Annotated in this window: 15 protein-coding genes; 5 read left to right on the top strand and 10 right to left on the bottom strand. The window is 73.4% G+C overall.

The window, feature by feature from the left end; all coding sequences use genetic code 11:
• Positions 1 to 191: 191 nt before the first annotated feature.
• Both OG896_RS18120 and OG896_RS18115 read right to left on the bottom strand, forming a co-directional pair.
• Positions 192 to 722: a TerD family protein gene (locus OG896_RS18120; protein WP_329366726.1), complete on the bottom strand. Its 531-nt coding sequence runs from the start codon at positions 720 to 722 to the stop codon at positions 192 to 194.
• Between the two features lie 132 nt (positions 723 to 854).
• On the bottom strand, positions 855 to 1850 hold the full coding sequence (locus OG896_RS18115) for an amidohydrolase family protein (protein WP_329366725.1): 996 nt from the start codon (positions 1848 to 1850) through the stop codon (positions 855 to 857).
• A gap of 114 nt (positions 1851 to 1964) precedes the next feature.
• Between OG896_RS18115 and OG896_RS18110 the strand changes: the two genes are divergently transcribed.
• A complete protein-coding gene (locus tag OG896_RS18110) occupies positions 1965 to 3794 on the top strand; it encodes an APC family permease (protein WP_329366723.1) in 1830 nt (609 codons plus the stop codon).
• 12 nt (positions 3795 to 3806) lie between these two features.
• Here OG896_RS18110 and OG896_RS18105 read toward each other — a convergent pair whose 3' ends face one another.
• From OG896_RS18105 to OG896_RS18090, 4 genes are all read right to left on the bottom strand, one after another.
• Entirely contained in the window at positions 3807 to 6542 is a 2736-nt protein-coding gene (locus OG896_RS18105) for a molybdopterin-dependent oxidoreductase (RefSeq protein WP_329366721.1), read from the bottom strand.
• Entirely contained in the window at positions 6539 to 7459 is a 921-nt protein-coding gene (locus OG896_RS18100; protein ID WP_329366719.1) for an FAD binding domain-containing protein, read from the bottom strand. The genes OG896_RS18105 and OG896_RS18100 overlap by 4 nt, the downstream gene beginning before the upstream one ends.
• Positions 7460 to 7650: 191 nt before the next feature.
• On the bottom strand, positions 7651 to 9090 hold the full coding sequence (locus OG896_RS18095; RefSeq protein WP_329366717.1) for a purine-cytosine permease family protein: 1440 nt from the start codon (positions 9088 to 9090) through the stop codon (positions 7651 to 7653).
• Between the two features lie 107 nt (positions 9091 to 9197).
• On the bottom strand, positions 9198 to 10124 hold the full coding sequence (locus OG896_RS18090; RefSeq protein ID WP_329366715.1) for an SDR family NAD(P)-dependent oxidoreductase: 927 nt from the start codon (positions 10122 to 10124) through the stop codon (positions 9198 to 9200).
• 112 nt (positions 10125 to 10236) lie between these two features.
• Between OG896_RS18090 and OG896_RS18085 the strand changes: the two genes are divergently transcribed.
• Complete coding sequence (locus tag OG896_RS18085; RefSeq protein ID WP_329366713.1) at positions 10237 to 10803, top strand: TetR family transcriptional regulator; 567 nt, start codon at positions 10237 to 10239, stop codon at positions 10801 to 10803.
• 219 nt (positions 10804 to 11022) lie between these two features.
• Positions 11023 to 11880 (top strand): SCO6745 family protein, encoded by an 858-nt coding sequence (locus tag OG896_RS18080; RefSeq protein WP_329366711.1) that lies wholly within the window; start codon positions 11023 to 11025, stop codon positions 11878 to 11880.
• Positions 11881 to 11982: 102 nt separating this feature from the next.
• Here the strand turns inward: OG896_RS18080 and OG896_RS18075 are convergent, their stop codons facing one another.
• The 4 genes from OG896_RS18075 to OG896_RS18060 all read right to left on the bottom strand — a co-directional run bounded on the left by OG896_RS18075 (position 11983) and on the right by OG896_RS18060 (position 16701).
• Entirely contained in the window at positions 11983 to 12915 is a 933-nt protein-coding gene (locus OG896_RS18075) for a carbohydrate ABC transporter permease (protein ID WP_329366709.1), read from the bottom strand.
• Entirely contained in the window at positions 12912 to 13967 is a 1056-nt protein-coding gene (locus OG896_RS18070; protein ID WP_329366707.1) for a carbohydrate ABC transporter permease, read from the bottom strand. The genes OG896_RS18075 and OG896_RS18070 overlap by 4 nt, the downstream gene beginning before the upstream one ends.
• Before the next feature lie 264 nt (positions 13968 to 14231).
• On the bottom strand, positions 14232 to 15470 hold the full coding sequence (locus tag OG896_RS18065) for a sugar ABC transporter substrate-binding protein (RefSeq protein WP_329366705.1): 1239 nt from the start codon (positions 15468 to 15470) through the stop codon (positions 14232 to 14234).
• A gap of 97 nt (positions 15471 to 15567) precedes the next feature.
• A complete protein-coding gene (locus OG896_RS18060) occupies positions 15568 to 16701 on the bottom strand; it encodes a LacI family DNA-binding transcriptional regulator (RefSeq protein ID WP_329366702.1) in 1134 nt (377 codons plus the stop codon).
• 199 nt (positions 16702 to 16900) lie between these two features.
• On the opposite strand from OG896_RS18060, the gene OG896_RS18055 reads away from it, so the two are divergent.
• Both OG896_RS18055 and OG896_RS18050 read left to right on the top strand, forming a co-directional pair.
• Positions 16901 to 19279 (top strand): glycogen debranching N-terminal domain-containing protein, encoded by a 2379-nt coding sequence (locus OG896_RS18055; protein WP_329366700.1) that lies wholly within the window; start codon positions 16901 to 16903, stop codon positions 19277 to 19279.
• Between the two features lie 45 nt (positions 19280 to 19324).
• Positions 19325 to 20302: an acetylxylan esterase gene (locus OG896_RS18050; protein WP_329366698.1), complete on the top strand. Its 978-nt coding sequence runs from the start codon at positions 19325 to 19327 to the stop codon at positions 20300 to 20302.
• Positions 20303 to 20316: the final 14 nt, after the last annotated feature.

Below are 20316 nucleotides of genomic sequence, written 5' to 3'. Positions count from 1 at the left end.
TGGAACAGAGGGGTGCGAAGCTCCGGCGCTGGACGCGCGGGCCATCACGGTCTCTCCGGTCGGCGCGTACGCGGCCGTGGCGCCGGGCAGTTCGGCGCGCGCGGGGAAAAGGCCACGTCGGCGCGGGTGGCGCCGGTGGTTCACCGGGGTGTGCGGGTCGGGTGGCGGGCGGGCCGCGGATCGGGACGCGGTCAGGACGGCGGGCGGCCCATCGAGTGGCCGAACGTGTCGGGGTCCTCGTCGTAGCCGCGCAGCAGCGAGTGGAAGGACCAGGCGCCGGACCCGCTCCGGGTGAACTCCGCGAAGGTCGCGGCCGTGGTGCCGCCCAGCTCGGTCAGGCCGCCCTCCACCAGCACCGTCCAGCCGGTGACGATCTGGTAGGCCGGGTTGGCCACCGCGCCGAACTCCAGCCGTCCGAAGCTCTGCTGGATCATCGCGCCGACCACGACCCGGCGGTACCCGTCGCCGAGCCGGTCCAGCTCCAGCGTCATCACCTCGTCGAAGCCGAAGCCCTGGCCGTTCTTGCTGTCCCGGTTGAGCCACATGGTCCCGTCGGGCGCCCTGCTGTCGAAGTGCACGAGGTAGGCCGGATCACCCTGCTCCGCGCCGGCCGAGTACGTGGCCGCGATCAGGTCCAGATCGCTCGGCGGGGCGCCCAGCGGGCTCGGGTCCCACTTCAACCGCACCTCGACCCGCTCGATCCCCTTGCTGAGGCCGTTCATCCCATGCCTCCACCCCGACGCCCCGTCATGGGCCGCCACACTTACCCCGATTAACGCCTCTCCACCCCACCCTGTCCACACCCACCGACGCCTTCCGGCCACCGCTCGCCGCCGGTCTCTTCAGGGGGCGGGTCAGAGGGAGAAGAGCCGGGTGGCGTTGTCGTGGCAGACGGCGCGGAGCCAGGGGGTGCCGAGGTCGGCGGTGCGCAGGGCGGTCAGGGCGGCGGCGTAGGTGTAGGGGATGTTGGGGAAGTCGGTGCCGAGCAGGACGCGGTCCTGGAGGGCGGCGAGGCGGGGGAGGGCGGCGCGGGGGAAGGGGGCGGCGGACTCGACGAAGGGGGTGAACGCCATGGTGGTGTCGAGCATGACGTCGCCGTGGCGTTCGGCGAGGCCGAGGAAGTCCTCGTACTCGGGCATGCCGAGGTGGGCGACGACCAGGCGCAGCCGGGGGTGGCGGGCCAGGAGCGCGGCGATCGGGGCCGGGCCGGTGTGGGCGCCGGGCACCGGGCCGGAGCCGCAGTGCGTCACCACCGGCACCCCCTCGTCGGCGAGCAGCCGCCATACGGCGTCCAGGTGCGGGTCGTTGGGGTCGAACCCGCCCACCTGGACGTGGCACTTGAAGACCCGCGCGCCCTGGCCGAGCGCGCGCCGCACGTCGGCGAGGGCACCCGGCTCGGCGAAGAAGGTGGCCGTGTGCAGGCAGTCCGGGGTGCGGGCGGCGAAGTCGGCGGACCAGTCGTTGAGCCAGCGGGCCATCCCCGGCTTGTGCGGGTAGAGCATCGACGTGAAGGCCCGCACGCCGAAGCCGCGCAGCACCTCCACCCGGCGCTGCTCCTCCATCCGGTAGGCGATCGGCCAGTGCCGGCCCACCAGCGGCCCGGCCGCGTCGAAGTACGCCCACACCTTGGACAGCACCTGCTGCGGCATGAAGTGGGTGTGGACGTCGACCAGGTGGTCCAGCCCGAGTGACTCCCGGAAGGCCGCCACCTCGCGCCGCTCGGCCTCCGCCCGCCGCTCCGCTTCGGCGCCGTCCGCTCCGGCTCCGCCCGGCTCCGCCTCGGCTCGCGGTATCCCGCCCACCTCGCTACCGCCCTCCGCGTCCGTCCGTCCGGCCTCCGACCGGGCCATGGTGCCACGCCGGTGATCGCCGCCGAGCGCCGCCCGCGCGTCCCGGGCGTGCGGGCGGGCCCGGCGGTCACACTGAACGGACAAAAGGACCGTATCGCCCCTCACGAGGTGTCCATGACGTTCGGCCTGGCCCGTCGCCAACTGCGGCCGAGGGTGCCCGTGCGCCCGGGCGAGGGGCACCGCAAGGCCGAGAAGGACCGGCTGACCAGCCTGGAGGGGCTGGCCGCGCTGTCGCTCGACGCGCTCAGCTCGGTCGCGTACGGGCCGGAGGCGATCGTGCTGGTGCTGGTCACGGCCGGCACCGGGGCGATCGACGCGACGCTCCCGATCACGCTGGTGATCACCGCCCTGCTGGTGGTGCTGGTGGTCTCCTACGGCCAGGTGATCGCGGTGCACCCCGACGGCGGCGGCGCGTACGCCGTCGCCAAGAAGGACCTCGGGACGCGGGTCAGCCTGCTGGCGGCGGCGAGCCTCGTCGTCGACTACGTGCTGACCGTCGCGGTAAGCCTCGCCGCGGGCGCGGCCGCGCTCGCCTCCGCCTACCCCGCGCTCAACTCGCACCTGCTGGAGGTGTGCCTGCTCGGCCTGCTGCTGCTCACCGCGGTGAACCTGCGCGGGGTCGCCGAGAGCGCCCGGGTGCTGATGCTGCCCACCGCGCTGTTCGTGCTGGGCATCCTCGGGGTCGTGGTGATCGGGCTGCTGCGCGGCCACCCCGCGGCCGAGGTCGGCACCCACGAGCCGGTGCACGTCACCGAGACGCTCGGCATCCTGCTGCTGCTCAAGGCGTTCTCGGCGGGCTGCTCCGCGCTGACCGGCGTCGAGGCCATCGCCAACGGCGTGCCGACCTTCCGCACCCCGCGCGTGCGGCGCGCCCAGCGCACCGAGCTGATGCTCGGCGGACTGCTCGGCCTGATGCTGGTCGGGCTGTCCGTGCTGATCCACCGTGACCACGTCGTCCCGCGCGGCGGCGTGACGGTGCTCGCCCAGCTCACCGCCGGGGCGTACGGCACCGGCTGGCCGTACATCGCCACCAACCTCGTGGTCACCCTCGTGCTCGCGCTCGCCGCGAACACCAGCTTCGGCGGGCTGCCGGTCCTGATGAGCCTGCTCGCCCGCGACCACCGGCTGCCGCACATCTTCGGGCTGCGCGCCGAACGCCCGGTCTACCGCTACGGCGTGCTCGCGCTCGCCGCGCTCGCGGCCGTGCTGCTCATCGCGGTCGACGCCGACACCCACAAGCTGCTGCCGCTCTTCGCGATCGGCGTGTTCATCGGCTTCTCGATCAGCCAGATCGGCCTGGTCCGGCACTGGGCCGGCGACCGGCCGCCGAAGTGGCTGCGCCGGGCCATGGTCAACGGCCTGGGCGCGGTGCTCACCACCATCGTCGGCGTGGTGCTGCTCAGCACCAAGTTCCTCGAAGGCGCCTGGGTGGTGGTGGTCGCGGTGCCGCTGCTGATGCTGCTCTTCAGCCGGGTGCAGCGCTACTACACCGAGGTCGGCAGGGAGCTCGGCCTGGGCCGTATCCCCGCACCGCCCGGGCGCGGCGGCATCGGGCTCGTCGTGGTGCCGGTCGGAGAGATCAGCGAGGTCGCCCGGTACGCCCTCACCGCCGCCCTCGCGTTCGGCGACGAGGTGGTCGCGGTCGCCGTGCACTCGAACCCGGAGCGGGCCGGGGCGCTGCGCGACGCCTGGGCGCGGTGGGAGCCCGGGGTGCGCCTGGACATCGTGGACAGCCCGCACCGCTCGCTGGTCGAGCCGGTGGTCGGCTACGTCAAACGGCTCGCGGCGGACGGCCGGCAGATCGCGGTCCTCATCCCCGAGGTGGAGCCGCGGCACCGCCGCTACCAGATCCTGCAGAACCAGCGCGGCATCCTGCTGGCCACGGTGCTACGGGCCCGTACCGACGTCGTCGTCTGCCTGCTGCCGTACCGCCTGAAGATCTGACGGCAGGTCAATTCACTCCCGCGCCGCCGCGTCGATGCGCTGCCAGACGCGGTCGCGGGTGAAGGGCAGCTCGGTGAAGCGGATGCCGGTCGCGTCGCGCAGGGCGTTGGCCAGGGCGGGGGCGACCGGGTTGAACGGGCTCTCGCTCATCGACTTGGCACCCAGCGGGCCGGTCGCGTCGGCGGTCCTGGTGAAGTGCACCTCGGTGCGCGGCACGTCGGCGTAGGCGGGCAGCCGGTAGCGGCGGAAGGTGGCGGTCTCGACCCGGCCGCTCCCGTCGACGCGGACGTTCTCGAAGAGGGTCGCGCCCAGCGCCTGGGCGACGCCGCCCTCGACCTGGCCGCGGCACTGCATCGGGTTCAGCACCTTCCCGGCGTCGGCGGCGTGCACGCTGCGCAGGACGCGGATCTCGCCGCTGCCGGGGTCGACGGCGATCCGGAAGTACTGCGCGTTGAAGGCCATCGAGCGCGGGGTGCCGCCGAAGTGGCCGTCCGCGGCGAGGGTGACGCCGACCGCCCGGGCCGCGGCGTGCACCTCCTCGAGGGTGAGCCGCAGCCCGGCGGCGTCGGCGAGCACCGCGTCCTCGGTGAGCCTGAGCTGCGCGCGGGGCACCCGCAGCCGCGCGGCGGCGAAGTCCAGGACGGCGTCGGCCAGCGCCCGGGCGGCACGCAGCGTGGCCTTGCCGGCGACCACCACGCCGGTGGAGCCGAAGGCGCCGGTGTCGTGGCCCACGACGTCGGTGTCGGACTGGCGGACGCTGATCCGGTCGACGGTGGTGCCGAGCTCGCCCGCCGCGACCTGGCGGTGGACGGTGGTGGTGCCGTTGCCGAACTCGGCGGTGCCGACGCTCAGTTCGTAGCCGCCGTCGGGGCGCAGCAGCATCCGCGCGTCGGCGAAGTGGCCGCCGGGCGGCCCGGTGGCGTTCATCGACAGGGCGCTGCCCTCGCCGACCAGCCAGCCGTCGGGGACCTGCTCCGTTCGGGGCTCCGCCTGCGCGCGGCGGACGATGTCCAGGCACTGGTCGAGGCCGTAGCCGCCGAGGCGCAGGTCCTCCTCCGGCTCGCTGACGGGGGTGACCAGCGGGTCGTCCGGGCCGATGACGGTGCGGGCCCTGAGCAGCAGTGGGTCCAGGCCGAGCCGGCGGGCCAGCTCGTCGAGCGCGGACTCCATCGCGAAGGTGACCTGGCCGAGGCCGTAGCCGCGGTAGGCGCCGGCCGGCACGGTGTGGGTGTAGACGCAGTAGCCGTCGGCCTTCTTGTTCGGGCAGCGGTAGACCGACAGCGACTCGTCGCAGCCGTGGAAGAGCACCGCCGGGCCGTGGTTGCCGTAGGCGCCGGTGTTCGCCACCACCCGCAGCTCCAGCGCGGTCAGGGTGCCGTCGCGGCGTGCGCCGGCCTTGACCCGGACGCTGAACGGGTGCCGGGTGGTCGCGCCGAAGAACTGCTCGGCCCGGGTGTACTCCAGCTTCACCGGCCGGCGCAGCCGCAGTACCGCCAGCGCCACCACGTCCTCGACGAGCATCTCCTGCTTGCCGCCGAATCCGCCGCCGACCCGGCCGGCCACCACCCGCACCTGATCGGCCGGCAGGTCGTACAGCGCGCACAGCGCCCGGCGGGTCAGGAACGGGGTCTGCGAGCTGGTGCGTACGGTCAGCCGTCCGCCGTCGTCGATCCAGCCGACCGCGCCGTGCGTCTCCAGGCTGGCGTGCTGGACCCGGACGGTGCGGAAGGTCTCCTCGTAGACCTCGTCGGCCGCCGCGAACCCGGCCGCGACGTCGCCGACCTCGCCGTGCAGCTCGCCGACCACGTTCTGCCGCGGCCGGGCGATGCGCGCGGTGCGGGCGTCCTTGTCGTGGACCACCGGGGCGCCGGGCTCCATCGCCCGCTCCGGGTCGAGCACGGCGGGCAGCACCTGGTAGGCCACCTCGATCCGGCGGCAGCCCTCCTCGGCGGCGCCCTCGGTGTCCGCGACGACGGCCGCGACCCGCTGGCCGGCGTACCGGACGGTGTCGTCGAGCACCCGGGTGTCGTCAGGGTCGTCCTCGGGGTGCTCGTGACGCGCGGTGGAGAAGTGCCGGTCGGGGGCGTCGTGGTGGGTGAACACCGCTTGCACGCCGGGCACTTGGAGCGCGGCGGAGGTGTCGATCGCGGTGATCCGGGCGTGCGCGTGCGGGGAGCGCAGCAGCTTCATGTGCAGCAGCCCCGGCACGTCGATGTCGAAGGTGTAGCGGGCGGTGCCGGTGACGACCTGCGGGCCGGCCGGCGCGGGCAGGTTGCGGCCGACCGCCTCGCCCGCGCCGGGCGCCTCGGCGTGCCGCACCCCGCGGATCGCGTCCTCGATCGCCCGGTAGCCGGTGCAGCGGCACAGGTTGCCCTTCAACGCCTGCGGCAGGTCGTCGAGTTGCTCCTCGTCCAGGGCGGCGGCGGTCATCAGGAACCCGGCGGTGCAGAAGCCGCACTGGAAGCCCTGGGCGTCGAGAAACCGCCGCTGCACGGGGTGGAGTTCGCCGTCGGTGCCGGCCAGGCCCTCCACGGTGGTGACCCGGCGGCCCTCGGCGCGCACCGCCGGGTAGAGGCAGCTGTGCACGGGCTCGCCGTCGACCTGCACGGTGCAGGCGCCGCAGTCGCCCGCGTCGCAGCCCTTCTTGACGCCGAACCAGCCCCGGTCCCGCAGATACGTGCGCAGGCACTGGCCCGGCCGCGGCTCCACGTCGAACGGCAGGCCGTTGACCTCGATCCGGTAACTCATCGCGCACCGGCCTCCGTCGCGTCTCCGCCGGGCCGTGCGGCCAGTTCCGCGCGGATCTCCTCCGCGAGCCGGTACGTCATGTGCCGCCGCCAGGCGGGCAGTCCGTGGATGTCGTCGAACCAGTCGCCGTCACCGATCGCCGCGTCCAGCGCGGCCCGCAGCCGGTCGGCGGACGGCGGCCCGGCGAAGGCCAGCCGGAACGGCCGTACGGTCGAGGCGGTCACGGTCAGTGCCCAGGTGCGGTGGGTGCGGCCCGTGTGATCCGTGCGCGCGGCCCGCTCGGCTCGCTCGGCCCGCTCGGCCGGGTCCGGCGGTTCCTCGGTGCCGACCAGCAGCACGCCGGAGCGGCCCAGCGCGTACAGGGACGCCTGGCGGAAGGCGGTGCGCGCGGACAGCGCGCGCGGCGGCAGCGTCACCGCGCGCAGCAACTCGCCCTCGGCGAGGTCGTTGCGCCCGGCGCCGGTGACGAAGTCCGCCACCCGCGAACCGCGTTGCCCGCCCGCCTGGTCGAGCAGCAGGCACACCCCGTCGAGCGCGGCGGTGAGCGAGATCATCGGGCCGGCCGGCAGGGCGTTGCAGAGGTTGCCGCCGACGGTGGCCATGTTCCAGACCTTGAACGAGGCGAGGAAGGCCCGGCAGCACTGCTCGATCAGCGGCGCGGCCGGGTGGGCGGCCGGGTCCAGGCTCCGGCCGAAGCGGGACAGCCGGGCGATCGTGCAGGTCGCCGCGATCTCCAGCGAGCCGTCGGGCAGGTGCCGCAGCGGCTCCCAGCCGGTACGGCTCAGGTCGTGCAGCCGGCGCAGGTGCGGCTGCGGTTCGGAGAACAGGTGGGTCCCGCCGGCGAGCCAGGCGTCGCCCGGCCGCCACGGGGAGGCGTGCCGGGCGTCCCGGATCTCCACCACGGTGTTCAGGTCCATGACTCAGTGAAGCAACCGCCCGCGGGGCGGACGACCGTTTCCCGGCGGGGAACCACCGCGTGTCGGAGTGGAGGGTCGCACAGGAGGCGGAAGGCGGTGGTGCGGGCGCCATCCGCACGCCGAACGGCCGGTTGACGTCGGATGATGCGGTCATCACATCCGGTGCCGCGGCCCGGGCGCCGCCCCCGTTCTCACCCCGTCCCGGCCGTCTCCAGCGACGCGGCCTCGGCGTCGGCGAGTTCGATCTCCGCGGCCACGTCGATGGTGCGGGCCAGCCACCAGTACAGCAGTCCCGACACGGGCAGCCCGATGAACAAGGAGATGTCCGCGCCGTTCAGCGCCTTCGCGGCGGGCCCGGTGAAGAGCGTGCCCACCGAGAAGAACGGCACCATCGCGCCGAAGCCCACCAGGTACGCGATGATCCCGCGCCAGCCCCAACGTCCGTATATGCCGTGCGGCTTGAAGATCTCCGCGATGGCGTAGTGCCCGCGCCGCACCACGTAGTAGTCCATCAGGTTCACCGCGGTCCACGGGATGAACAGGTAGAGCACCAGCAGCAGGAAGTTGTTGAAGTTCGTCAGGAAGTGCGAGGTCGCGGCGAGCGCGCCGGCCAGCGACAGGGCCGCGGTGAAGGCGAGGGTCAGCAGCCGGGCGCTGATCGTCGGGCGGACCTTGCGGATCGAGTCGGCCGCGCTGATCAGCGTCAGCGAACCGCCGTACATGTTCAGCGCGGTGACCGAGACCAGGCCGAGCGCCGAGAAGACCAGCACCACCGCGCCGAAGCCGTCGAAGACCTTGTCGCCGGCCGCGTCGATCGAGGCGATCGTGTCGAAGCCCTGGCCCGCCCACGCGGCGAGCAGGGAGCCCAGCACCATCAGCCACGCGCCGCCGAGCGCGGAGCCGAAGTACGTCCAGTAGAAGGTCCTGCGCACGGTGACGCCCGGCGGCAGGTAGCGGGAGTAGTCGGACACGTAGATCGCCCAGCTGATCTGGTAGCCCGCCACCACCCCGAACTGCGCCAGGAACGGGGTCCACCTGAAGCCGCCGAGGTCGAACGACCCGGCCGGGTAGTGCAGCGTCACCAGCACCCCGACGGTGAAGACGCCGAAGACCGCCAGGAACACGTAGGTGAGGACCTGCTCGGCGCGGTGGATGACGTCGTAGCCGACGAGTGCGACCAGCAGGGCGAGCACGGTCACGCCGGCCACCCACCACTTCACCCCGCCGTGCGCGGTGCGGCTCATCGCCTGGCCGGCCAGGATGGTGTTGAAGACGTTGAACCCGGCGTACTGCACGTAGGCGAAGAGCCACACCAGCAGCGCGCCGACGTAGCCGAACTGCGGCCGGGACTGGATCATCTGCGGCAGCCCGAGCTGCGGCCCCTGCGCGGAGTGGAACGCCATGAAGAACGTGCCGAGCGCGGTGCCCAGCACGATGGAGATCAGTGACCAGATCAGGTTGCCGCCGCCGGTGATGCTGATCAGGCCGACGGCGAGGGTGGCGATCTGGGCGTTCGACATGAACCACAGCGGGCCCAGGTGCCAGAGCTTCCCGTGCCGTTCGCGCAGCGGCACGTAGTCGATGGAGCGGACTTCCAGACCCGGAACGCGCGGTTGCTCGGTGGTCGTCATGCCGCCTCCTGGGCCCCACGTGCCCCTTGGTTGGTGACCCTCTTTCCGCGGAGGGGGCCGCACAAACCAGGGGCGGGTGGGGGTACTTCCCAGTCGAGGCCCGGGGATCAGGGGCGCGGCTCGTCGTGGCCGAGGGGGTCGAGGTGGGCGTCGGTGGCGCCGTCGGAGGTGGTGGACTCGCTCAGCGCCCTGTGCTGCTCGTCGGAGGCGAGCAGGGCGCGGCCGGCGGCGGTGGCGTAGCGGAAGGCGTCGGCGCCCACGAGCAGCCGCAGCGGCGGGTCGGGGAGGGCGACGACGTCGAGGACGAGACGGGCGACCTTGGCCGGGTCGCTCGCCGCCGTCGCGGAGCCGCCGCTGTGCAGGGCGGCCATCGCCCCCACGGTCGGCTCGTACGCGGGCCGGACCGGGTCGACCCGCATCGAGGAGCCGGCCCACTCCGTGGACATCCCGCCCGGTTCGAGCACGGTGACCTTGATGCCGAGCGGCGCGACCTCGGCCGCCAGCACCGAGGAGAACCCGCCGACCGCCCACTTCGCGGACTGGTAGGCCGCCAGCCCCGGGGTGGCCAGCCGGCCGCCGACCGACGAGACCTGCACGATGTGCCCCGACCCCTGCTCGCGCAGTACCGGCAGCGCGGCCTGGGTGAGCCGGACCACGCCGAGGAGGTTGGTGTCGATCTGCGCGCGGAAGTCGTCGAAGGCGACGTCCTCCACGGCCCCGACGTTGGCGTACCCGGCGTTGTTGACCAGCACGTCGAGCCGGCCGAAGCGGTCCACGGCGGTGCGCACGGCGGCCCGGACCTGCGTGTCGTCGGTCACGTCCAGCGGGACGACGGCGATCTGCTCGCCGTAGCGCTCGGCGAGGTCGTCCAGCGATGCCGGCGTGCGTACGCCGGCCACCACGCGGTGCCCGGCCTCCGCGGCGGCCCGCACGATCTCCCGGCCCAGCCCGCGGGAGGCGCCGCTGACGAGGAAGACGGCGGACTGGTGCGAGGGGGCGTTCGCGTTCGAGGGGGTGGCGGACGGTGAGGGCATGGCGGGGCTCCGATCCGGGACGGGTTGCTGACTAACCGGTTGATTAGCAACTCCATCCGACTCCTCCACCCGCCCTTTGTCAACTATCTGGTTAGTAGATAGGCTGAGTGCCATGAACAGGGATGCCGAGGCGACCCGTCGCCGGCTGCTGCGCGCGGCGACCGAGGAGTTCGCCGCGTACGGCATCGCGGGCGCCCGGGTGGACCGGATCGCCGCGGCGGCGAAGAGCAACAAGGCGCAGATCTACCACTACTTCAGCAGCAAGGACGGCCTGTTCGACGCGGTCTTCGACGCCATGTGCCGCGAGACCGTGGACGCCGTGCCGATCGACCCGGCCGACCTGCCCGAGTACGCGGGCCGGCTCTTCGACTCGTACGAGGCGCGGCCGTGGGTGCAGCGCCTCGCGACCTGGTACCGGCTGGAGCGGTCCGGCACCGGCGCCCCGATTCCGGTGGTCATGCAGAGCAACGCCGCCAAGATCGAGGCGGTCGCGGGCGCGCAGCGCGACGGCCTGCTGCCCACCCGGTTCAGCGCGGAGGAACTGCTCGGCCTGGTGCTGCACCTGTCCGGCTTCTGGAGTTCCAACACCCCGGAGCTCGACGCCAGCCTGGCGGGGGGCGGGACGGCACGCCGGCGCAAGGTGGTCACCGACGCGGTGGCGGCGCTGATCGCGGGGTGAGCCCGCGGCGGTCGGCCCTTGTTGCGGCGGTCGACGGTGGCTGCGGCTGCGGCTGCGGCTGCGGCTGCGGGCGTACGGGGCGTACGGGGCGCGGGCGTACGAGGCGTACGGGGGCTCGGGTGGGGGCTCGCGCATGGCCTTTCGGCGGGCGGGAGTTGGGAACCGGCCACAGTCGTACTCGCGGGTAGATTTTCCGCCCGCCGTGCCTACGATGGCCGTATGACACTGACTGCGGCCCGGCACTGCAACAGCGCGCTCAACCCGTTGCACTCGCTGATCTACTTCGCGCCCGAGGCGGAGCGGGAGTTCACCGCGATCGGCCTGGAACCGGGCGGTATGGCGTACCTCGCGAGCCGGTCGGCGGCCATGGGCGCCGTGGGCGCGGGCGTCGTGGCGGCCACCTTCTACAACTTCAACCGCGCGCTGATCGCCCGGCACATCCCCCGGGCGTGGCAGGCCGCCGCGCCGGCGGCCGTGCTGGACGCGCGGTGGCGGGCGGTGGAGGCCGCGCTGCGCCGGGTGCTCGGCGAGGACGCCGCCGACGACCCCGAGGTCGCCGAGGCCGCCGCGCTGGCGACGACCGCCACCGAGGCGTGCGCCGCCCCCGGCCGCCCGCTGTACGCCGCCCACGCCGATCTGGACGCGCCGAAGGCGCCGCAGCTGGCGTTGTGGCACTGCGCCGCGCTGCTGCGCGAGCACCGCGGCGACGGCCACATCGCCGCGCTGGCCGGCGCCGGACTCGACGGGATCGAGGCGCTGATCACCCACACCGCGACCGGCCAGGGCATGACCCGGGAGTTCGCGTGCGCCAGCCGCGGCTGGAGCCGGCAGGAGTGGACCGCCGGCTGCGAGCGGCTGCGCGAGCGCGGCCTGCTCGACGCCGACGACGCCCTCACCCCGGCGGGCACCGCGCTGCGCCACGACATCGAGGAGACCACCGACCGGCTGGCCGCCGACCCCTACCGCCACCTCGGCGAGACCGGCACGGCCCGACTCACCGAGATCGGCGCCCGCCTGACCCGTACGGCCGTGGCGAACGGCGCCTTCCCGGCAGGCGTCTTCGCCACGAGGGGCTGACCCGTCACGCCGTCGGGCCGGCCCCTCACGCCGTCCCGACGGCCGCGCGGCCGCTCAGCGGCTCGGCGCGGCCATGGCGGCGGGGCGGTCCCGGTTCCGCGCTCAGCCCTTGACGGAGCCGGAGTTGGCGCCGCGCACGAAGTGGCGCTGGAAGACGAAGAACAGGACGGCCACCGGGATCGTGGCGAGCAGGGCCGCGGTGAGCTTCAGCGGGTACTGGGTGCCGGCGCTGAGGCTGCCGGAGACGAACCGCGCCAGGCCGGTGGTCAGGGTCTCGTACTGGGGGGACTGGGTGGCCACGAGGAAGTGGGTGAACTCGTTCCAGGACGACTGGAAGGAGAGGATGGTCAGGGTGATCAGGGCCGGGCGGGCCATCGGCAGCACCACCGACCAGAAGGTGCGGAAGACCCCGGCGCCGTCGATCCGCGCGGCCTCCTCGACCTCCTTGGGCACGGACAGGAAGAACTGCCGCATGATGAACACCCCTGCGGCGTCGACCAGCAGGGGCACGATCATGCCCGCGTAGGTGTCGAACATGCCCAGCTGGTTGAGGACCAGGAACTTCGGGATGAGCAGCACCACGCCGGGCACCGACATCACCGTCAGCAGGCCGTTGAAGAGCAGGTTGCGGCCGCGGAAGTCCAGCCGGGCCAGCGCGTATCCGGCGAGGGAGTCGAAGAACACCCGGCCGCCGGTGATGAAGACGGTGACCAGCACGGAGTTGCCCAGCCAGCGCGTGAACGGGATCGACTCGCCCCCGCCGAACCCGAACAGCCGCCGGTAGGAGTCCAGCGTGAAGGGGTCGGGCAGCAGCGACAGCGGGTGGGCCGCCGCGTCGGGGTCGGTCTTGAACGACGTCACGAGCTGGATCACGAACGGCAGGACGTACACCACGCCCAGCAGCCCGGCCACGCCCAGCACCAGGACGGTGCTCACCGAGCGCCGCGGCCGCGGTGCGGCGCGCTCGGCGTGCTCGGGGTTCCGGGCGTTCGCAGGACCCTCGGCGTGCTCGGGATTCCTTCGGATGATGCTCATCGGTTCCTCCCGAGGAGTCGGCGGGCACGGCCCGGGTGCTCACCGCGCTCCCGCAGCAGCACCCGCTGCACCAGCGTCATCAGCATGATGATCGCCAGCAGGATGAACGCGATCGCGGCCGCGTGGCCGTAGTCGCTGTCCTGGAAACCGGAGGTGTACGACAGGTAGGCGGGCGTGAGGGTGGTGTTGCCGGGGGCGCCCTGGCTCATCACGTACACGGCGTCGAAGACCTGCCAGGTGCCGATCAGCCCGAGGGTGAGCACCAGGAAGATCACCGGGCGCAGCGCGGGCAGGGTGACGTGGCGCAGCGACTGCCAGCGGCTGGCGCCGTCCACCCGGGCCTGCTCCTCCAGTTCGGCGGGCACGTCCTGGAGCGCGGCGAGGAACATCAGCATGAAGGTGCCCGAGGTGGTCCACACCGCCAGCACGATGATCGTGCACATCGCGATGGACGGCCCGGCCAGCCAGTCCCACCAGGACAGCCCGAGCACGCTGTGCGCGGCGAGCGCGTGCACCGGCTTGTTCGGGTCGACCAGGCCGAGCCCGCCGAGCACCGTCCAGACCAGGCCGTGCGCGTCGGTGAACCACTTGGGCCCGGTGATGCCCACCCACTTCAGCAGCGCGTTGACCGCGCCGCTGCCCTGGAAGAGGAAGAGGAAGACGGTGGAGATCGCGATGGAGCTGGTGACGGACGGGAAGAAGAACGCCGTGCGCAGCGGCCCCTTGCGCTTGAGCCGGCGGCTGTTGACCGCCAGCGCCAGGCCCAGTGCCAGCACGGTCTGGAGCGGCACCACCAGCACCACGTAGTAGAGGTTGTTGCGCAGCGAGATCATGAAGAGCTGGTGGTTGAGCCCGCCGCTGCTGCCGAACAGGTCGGTGTAGTTGCGTACGCCGACGAAGTCGGCCGCCGAGCTGAACGGGTTGGACTGGCCGTCCCAGTGCAGCAGGCTGACCCACAGCGCCATCAGGATCGGGAGCAGCAGGAAAAGCCCGAGCACGATCACCATCGGGCTGACGAACAGCCAGCCCCAGCGGCCGTGTCGCCGGCTCATGAGGCTGCCCCGGGTCCGGCCCGCCTTCCCCGCTCTGCCCGCCTTCCCGGCCGGCGCCTTCCCTGCTCCCGGTCCGGCCGGTTCCTTCTCGCCGCCCGGTCCGTTCGGCCCCGTCCGGCGAACCGCGGGCAGTGCGACGGCTGCCGCGCCGCCCTGCTGCTCCTTGCGCATGTTCCTTCCCTTCACACTGCCCGCTGATCGGGTGCTGCCGGTCGATCGGACCGTTCGATGCCGCCTACGGCCGGCTGCCGCCGGCGTCGGGGATCAGCCGCCCGACTTGAGCGCCGCCGTGCCGTTCTTCTGCAGGCTGGACAGGATCGTCTTCGGGTCGGCGGTGGCCAGCCCGCTCAGATCGGTGTCGAACTGCGCGAGCACCTTCGAGAACCCGGGGATCGTCACCGGCCCCTGCCCGTAGGACGCGCCGTCGGCGAACGCCTTGTTCGCGGGGTACTTCTGGCTGTACGCGGCCAGGGCGCTGGTCCGGGAGGGCAGCACGCCGTAGGCGCCGGCGAAGGACAGCTCCTGCGGCACGGCGGTGAACGCCTTCACCAGGTCGACCGCCGCGTCGTGGTGGGCGCTCTTGTTGGCGACGCCCCAGCAGGTGCTGAACGACAGCGTGCCCTTGCCCGCCGGGCCGTCAGGCAGCGACAGCACCTTGTACCCGACCTTCGGGTAGTCCGACTGCATCGCGCCGGTCAGCCAGTTGCCCTCGATGGTCATCGCGGCCTTCTGGGTGCCCAGCGCCTCGCCGCCCCAGCCGGTGTCGACCTGCTTGGGGAACTTCAGCGCACCTTCCTTCAGCAGCTTCTTGACGTACGTCAGTGCCTCGACGTTCGCGGCGCTGTCGGCGGTCATCGCGGTCTGCCCGGGGTTGGTGATCCAGCCGCCGGCCTGCTTCATGAAGACGCCCAGCTCGTTGTAGGACGCGTCCACCACCAGCCCGGTCGTCTTGGAGCTGGTGAGCTTCTTCGCGACCTTCTCCAGCTGTGGCCAGGTGGTGGGGTAGTCGGCCGCGGTCAGGCCGGCCTTCTTCCACATGTCCGTGTTGATCGCCAGCGCCAGCGTCGAGGTGTCCTTGGGCGCGCAGACGAACTTGCCGTTGTAGGAGAAGGACTTCCGCAGCGAGTCGGAGAAGTCGTCCTGGTACGAGAGCTGGTCGCCGTACGGGTACAGCGAGTTGCCCTTGGCGTAGTTGGCGAAGGTGTTGGAGCCGACGTAGAAGACGTCCGGCGGCTTGCCGCCCGCCAGGGCCTGGCCGAGCTGCTGGTCGAGGTTCTGCGCCGGGGTCACCGTGACGGTGTTGCCGGTCTTCTTCGCCCAGGCGGCGGCCGCCGCCTTCACGGCGTTGGTCTCGGCGTCACCGGACGAGCCGATCATCACCGTGAGGTGCTGCTTACCTCCGCTGTCCTGCTTGCTGCTGGAGTCGCTGCCGAAATTCGACGAGCAACCGGCCAGCAGGAGGGCGCCGCACAAGGCGGCGGGGGCGGCTCTGCGTACGTTCATCATCTCTCCGAGGCTGTACGGATAGCGGTGTGCGGGTGCGAAAGCGAAAGCGGGTGGGGGCCCGGCCCGGGGCCCGGCCCGGGGGCGGGGCCGGGGGTCATTCCGGGTCCGGGCGGGGGGCCGGGTGCGCGTCCGGGCGGGGGTCCGGGTGCGGCTCCGGCCGCTCCGACCGCTCGCCCGGGTGCGGCGCGGAACTCTCCCGGGCCACCAGTTCCGGTGCGAGCAGAAGCTGTTGCGGATCGGCCCGCGGGTTCTCGATCCGGTTCACCAGCAGCCGGGTGCAGGCCCGTCCGACCTCCTCCAGCGGCTGGTGCAGGCTGCTCAGGCTCGGCGAGAGCAGCGCGGCGGCCGGCGAGTCGTCGAAGCCGACCACGGCCACGTCGGTGCCGGGGGTACGGCCGCGCTCGCGCAGCGCCCGGTAGACACCCAGCGCGAGGGTGTCGCTGACCGCGACCACGGCGGTGACGCCGTTGCCGTTGTCCAGCAGCGGGGCCACGGCCTCCTGGGCCGCCTTCGCGTCGTCCTCGGCGAACCGCCGCAGGCCGCGTACCGGTAGGTCGTGCCGTTCCATCGCCTCGCGCCAGCCGCGGGCCCGGTCGTCGCCGACGCCGGAACCGCGCGGCCAGCCGAGCAGGCCGATCCGGCGGTGCCCGGCGGCGACCAGGTGGTCCACCGCCTCGGACGTGCCGTGCGCGCCGTCGACGTCGACCCAGTCGCCGGCGTCACGGGCGGCCCAGGAGCGGCCGAACGCCACGTACGGGATCTCCCACTTGGCCAGCCAGCCCGGCCGGCGGTCGCCCCGGTGGGTGTTGCTGAGCACGAACGCGTCCACCGAGTGGTCGCGCACGAGCTGGTCGTAGCGCTCCTGCTCGTCCTCGGTACCGAACGGCGCGGCGAAGAGCAGCACCCGGTAACCGGCCCGGTCGGCCGAGTCCGACAGCGCGTGCAGGAAGCGGTCGGCCACGAACGTGGAGATGGTCGGCGGGGTCGGGGCGAGGCCGTAGCCGATCAGCCGGCTGGAGCGGGTGCGCAGCGAGCGGGCGGCCTGGCTCGGCCGGTAGTCGAGGTCCGCGATCGCCCGGCGGACCCGCTCCAGGGTCTCGCCGGCCAGCAGGCCGGGGGAGTTCAGCGCATTGGAAACGGTCTGCGCCGACACCCCGGCCCGCTGCGCCACCATGGCCAGCGTTACCGGCTTGCCCCCGTTGCCACCTGCGGCTTTGCCACGCGCCACCTACGGCCTCCCTCGTTCTCCGAAGTCCCCGCGGCACCACGTTACCGACGCAGCGCTGCGTTTGATGGAACGATAAAATCCCCTTCAGGTGCTGGTTGGCAAGGGGTAAGGTGCTATTTGATCGATCCAAACGATGATCAACGCATCGGTCCCACCATCGACCAACCGTCGTCACGACGAGAGGCACAGCACCGTGAACATGGCTGTCCAGGGGCGCTCCGCCGCCGAACCCCCGTCTTCCGCGGGTGCAGCAGAAGGGCTCCAGCCGTTCCTGCACGACGCCTGTACGACCGTGTACGCGCCGAGCCTGGCGCTCTCCCGTCGCAGCGGTGATCTGGCCGGCGGCGCGGACGGCTTCTTCCACGGTGACCGGCGCGCGCTGTCCCGCCTTGAGGTGCGCTTCGAGACGGACGCGGACGGGGGCGGGGGCGCCGGTACGGATGGGGACGCGGGCGCCGTGCCGGTGCTGCTGGCGCCGCTCGGACACACGCTGCGGGCGGCCGACGAGACCGGCTACCGCGCGGTGCTGCGCGGTGTGGGCGAGGTCACGGCCGACCCGGCGGTCACGCTCCATCGGGTCCGACGCTTGACGCCCGGCCGGTTGCGGGAGACGCTGCGGATCACGAACTCCGGTGCCCTGCACGTCTCACTGACCATGGTGGTGGCCGCGGGCACCGACCTGGCGCGGATGGACGACGTCAAGAGCGGCCGCTTCCCGCGGCCCTGGCCCGCGGCGGCGGCCTCCGCCGAGCACTTCGGACCCCACGACCCCGGTGGCCGCGGCGACTCCGGCACGTCCGGCGGCACCGGCGCACCTGACAGCGTCGAGACCGCCGCGGACGACGCGGACGCCGCGGCCACCGGTCTGATCTGGCAGGACGAGGACGGGCTGCGGGTGGTGCTTCGCCCGCTCACGGGCCCCGCCGGAGCCTCAGCCGACGCCGGAGCCGCAGCCGACGCCGACGGCACCGACCCGGACCCGGGTGCCGCGCCGGCCACCCTCGCCGGCGCCCCGGCCGTCCGCCCCGAGGACGGCGAGCTGCGCTACCGCGTCGCGCTCGCCCCCGGCGCCTCCTGGCAGGCCGTCCTCGAATGCACCGTGCACGACCCGCTGCCCGCGCCCTTCCCGGCCCCCGCCCCCGGCAGCGTGGACTGGCCGCACCCCCGCCTCGCCTCCGCCGACCAGCGGCTGGACCGGCTCGTGGCGCGCTCGGTCGGCGACCTGGAACGGCTGCTGCTCACCGACCCCGACCACCCCGGCGACACCTTCCTCGCCGCCGGCTCCCCCTGGTTCCTCACCCTCTTCGGGCGCGACTCGCTCTGGGCCGCCCGCATGCTGCTGCCGCTCGGCACCGAGCTGGCCGCGGGCACCCTGCGCACCCTGGCCCGCCGCCAGGGCACCCGCGTCGACCCGCACACCGAGGAGCAGCCCGGCAAGATCCTGCACGAGGTGCGCCGCGAGCCGCTGCGGCTGGCCGACTCCCGCGCGCTGCCCGCCGTCTACTACGGCACCGTGGACGCCACCCCGCTGTGGATCACGCTGCTGCACGACGCGTGGCGCTGGGGCATGCCCGCCGCCGAGGTCGCCGAGCTGCTGCCGCACGCCGAGGCCGGGCTGGAGTGGCTGGCCCGCTACGGCGACGCGGACGGCGACGGCCTGCTGGAGTACGTCGACAGCACCGGCAGCGGCCTGGCCAACCAGGGCTGGAAGGACTCCGGCGACTCCATCCGCTGGCGCGACGGACGGCTCGCCGCGCCGCCCATCGCCCTGTGCGAGGTCCAGGCGTACGCCTACGAGGCCGCCCTCGCCGGCGCCGCCCTGCTGCGCGCCTTCGACCGGCCCGGCGCGGACCGCTGGGAGGAGTGGGCGGCCACCGTCCGGCGCCGCTTCCGGGAGAGCTTCTGGGTCTCCGACGCGCTCGGCAGCTACCCGGCGGTCGCGCTCGACGTGGACAAGCGCCCGGTCGACTCCGCCACCTCCGCCTTCGGGCACCTGCTCGGCACCGGGCTGCTGGACCACGAGGAGAGCGCGCTGCTCGCCGACCGGCTGGCCGGGCCCGACCTCGACTGCGGCTTCGGAGTGCGCACCCTCAGCAGCCGCAACGCCGGCTTCAACCCGCTTGGCTACCACGTCGGTTCGGTGTGGCCGCACGACACGGCGATAGCGGTGCACGGCCTGGTCAGGGCCGGCTTCCCGGCCCAGGCGGTACCGCTGGCCAAGGGCATCGTCGCCGCCTCGGTCGGCTTCGAGGCCCGCCTGCCCGAGCTGTACGGCGGGCACGGCAGCGGCTACGACGAGGCCCCCGCCCCCTACCCCGCCGCCTGCCGCCCCCAGGCGTGGTCGGCCGCCGCCGGCGTGCTGCTGCTCCAGGCCGCGCTCGGGCTGTCGGCCGACGTGCCCGGCGGCCGGCTGCGGATCGACCCCGCCGCCGGTGCGTTCGGCCCGCTGCACGTCAGCGGACTGCGGGTGGCCGGCGCCCCGCTCTCGGTACGGCTCGACGCCGACGGGCGCGCCGAGGTCACCGCCCCGGACAGCCTCACGCTGGAAGGCGCCCACCGGGTGGCCCCCCGGTCCTGACGCCCTGCCGCACCCCGACCCCGCCCCACGGAGGAGGACAGCCCCGTGCCCGAGACCGACCTGCCGCTCGACGAACTGCGCCGCTACCTGCCGGACCGTCAGGAGCCGCCGGACTTCGACGCGTTCTGGGCCACCACGCTCGCCGAGGCCCGCAGCCACGACCGCCCGGCCGAGTTCACGCCGTACGACGCCCGGCTGAGCGAGGTGCGCGTCTACGACGTGCGCTTCCCCGGGTACGGCGGCGACCCGGTGGCCGGCTGGCTGCTGGTGCCCGCCGCCGCCCGCACGCCCCGCCCCTGCGTCGTCGGCTACCTCGGCTACGGCGGCGGGCGCGGCTTCCCGTACGAGTGGCTGACCTGGCCCGCCGCCGGCTACGTCCACCTGCTGATGGACACCCGCGGGCAGGGCGGCTCGCTCCAGCCCGGCGCGACCGGCGACCCGCACGGCAGCGCCGGCTCCTCCTCACCCGGCATGGTCACCCGCGGCATCCAGCGCCCGGAGGACTACTACTACCGCCGGGTGTTCACCGACGCGGTCCGCGCCGTGGACGCCGCGCGCGCCCACCCGGCGGTCGACCGGGAACGGGTGGTGGTGGCCGGCGGCAGCCAGGGCGGCGGCATCGCGCTCGCGGCCGCCGCACTGGCCGACGGGGTACGGGCCGCCGTCATCGACCAGCCGTCGCTGTGCCACTACCGGCGGGCGCTGTCCGTCGTGGAGGGCAACGCCTACCGCGAGATCTGGACCTATCTGCGCACCCACCGCGACCAGGTGGAGCAGGTCTTCGACACCCTGTCCTACTTCGACGGCGTCAACTTCGCCGCCCGCGCCACCGCGCCCGCGCTCTTCGCGGTCGGCCTGATGGACGACATCTGCCCTCCCTCGACGGTCTTCGCCGCCCACAACCACTACGCGGGGCCGAAGGACATCCGGGTCTGGCCGTACAACCGTCACGAAGGCGGCGGGCAGCACCAGGTGGTCCACCAGCTCGACTTCCTGCGGTCGGTGCTGGGCGAGGTCGGCTGACCCAGGCGCCAGGC

It is taken from the genome of Streptomyces sp. NBC_00669 (assembly GCF_036226785.1).
Lineage (GTDB): Bacteria > Actinomycetota > Actinomycetes > Streptomycetales > Streptomycetaceae > Actinacidiphila.
The sequence above is the reverse complement of the archived record's forward strand: the minus strand, read 5'-3'. Positions and strand labels throughout refer to the sequence as shown.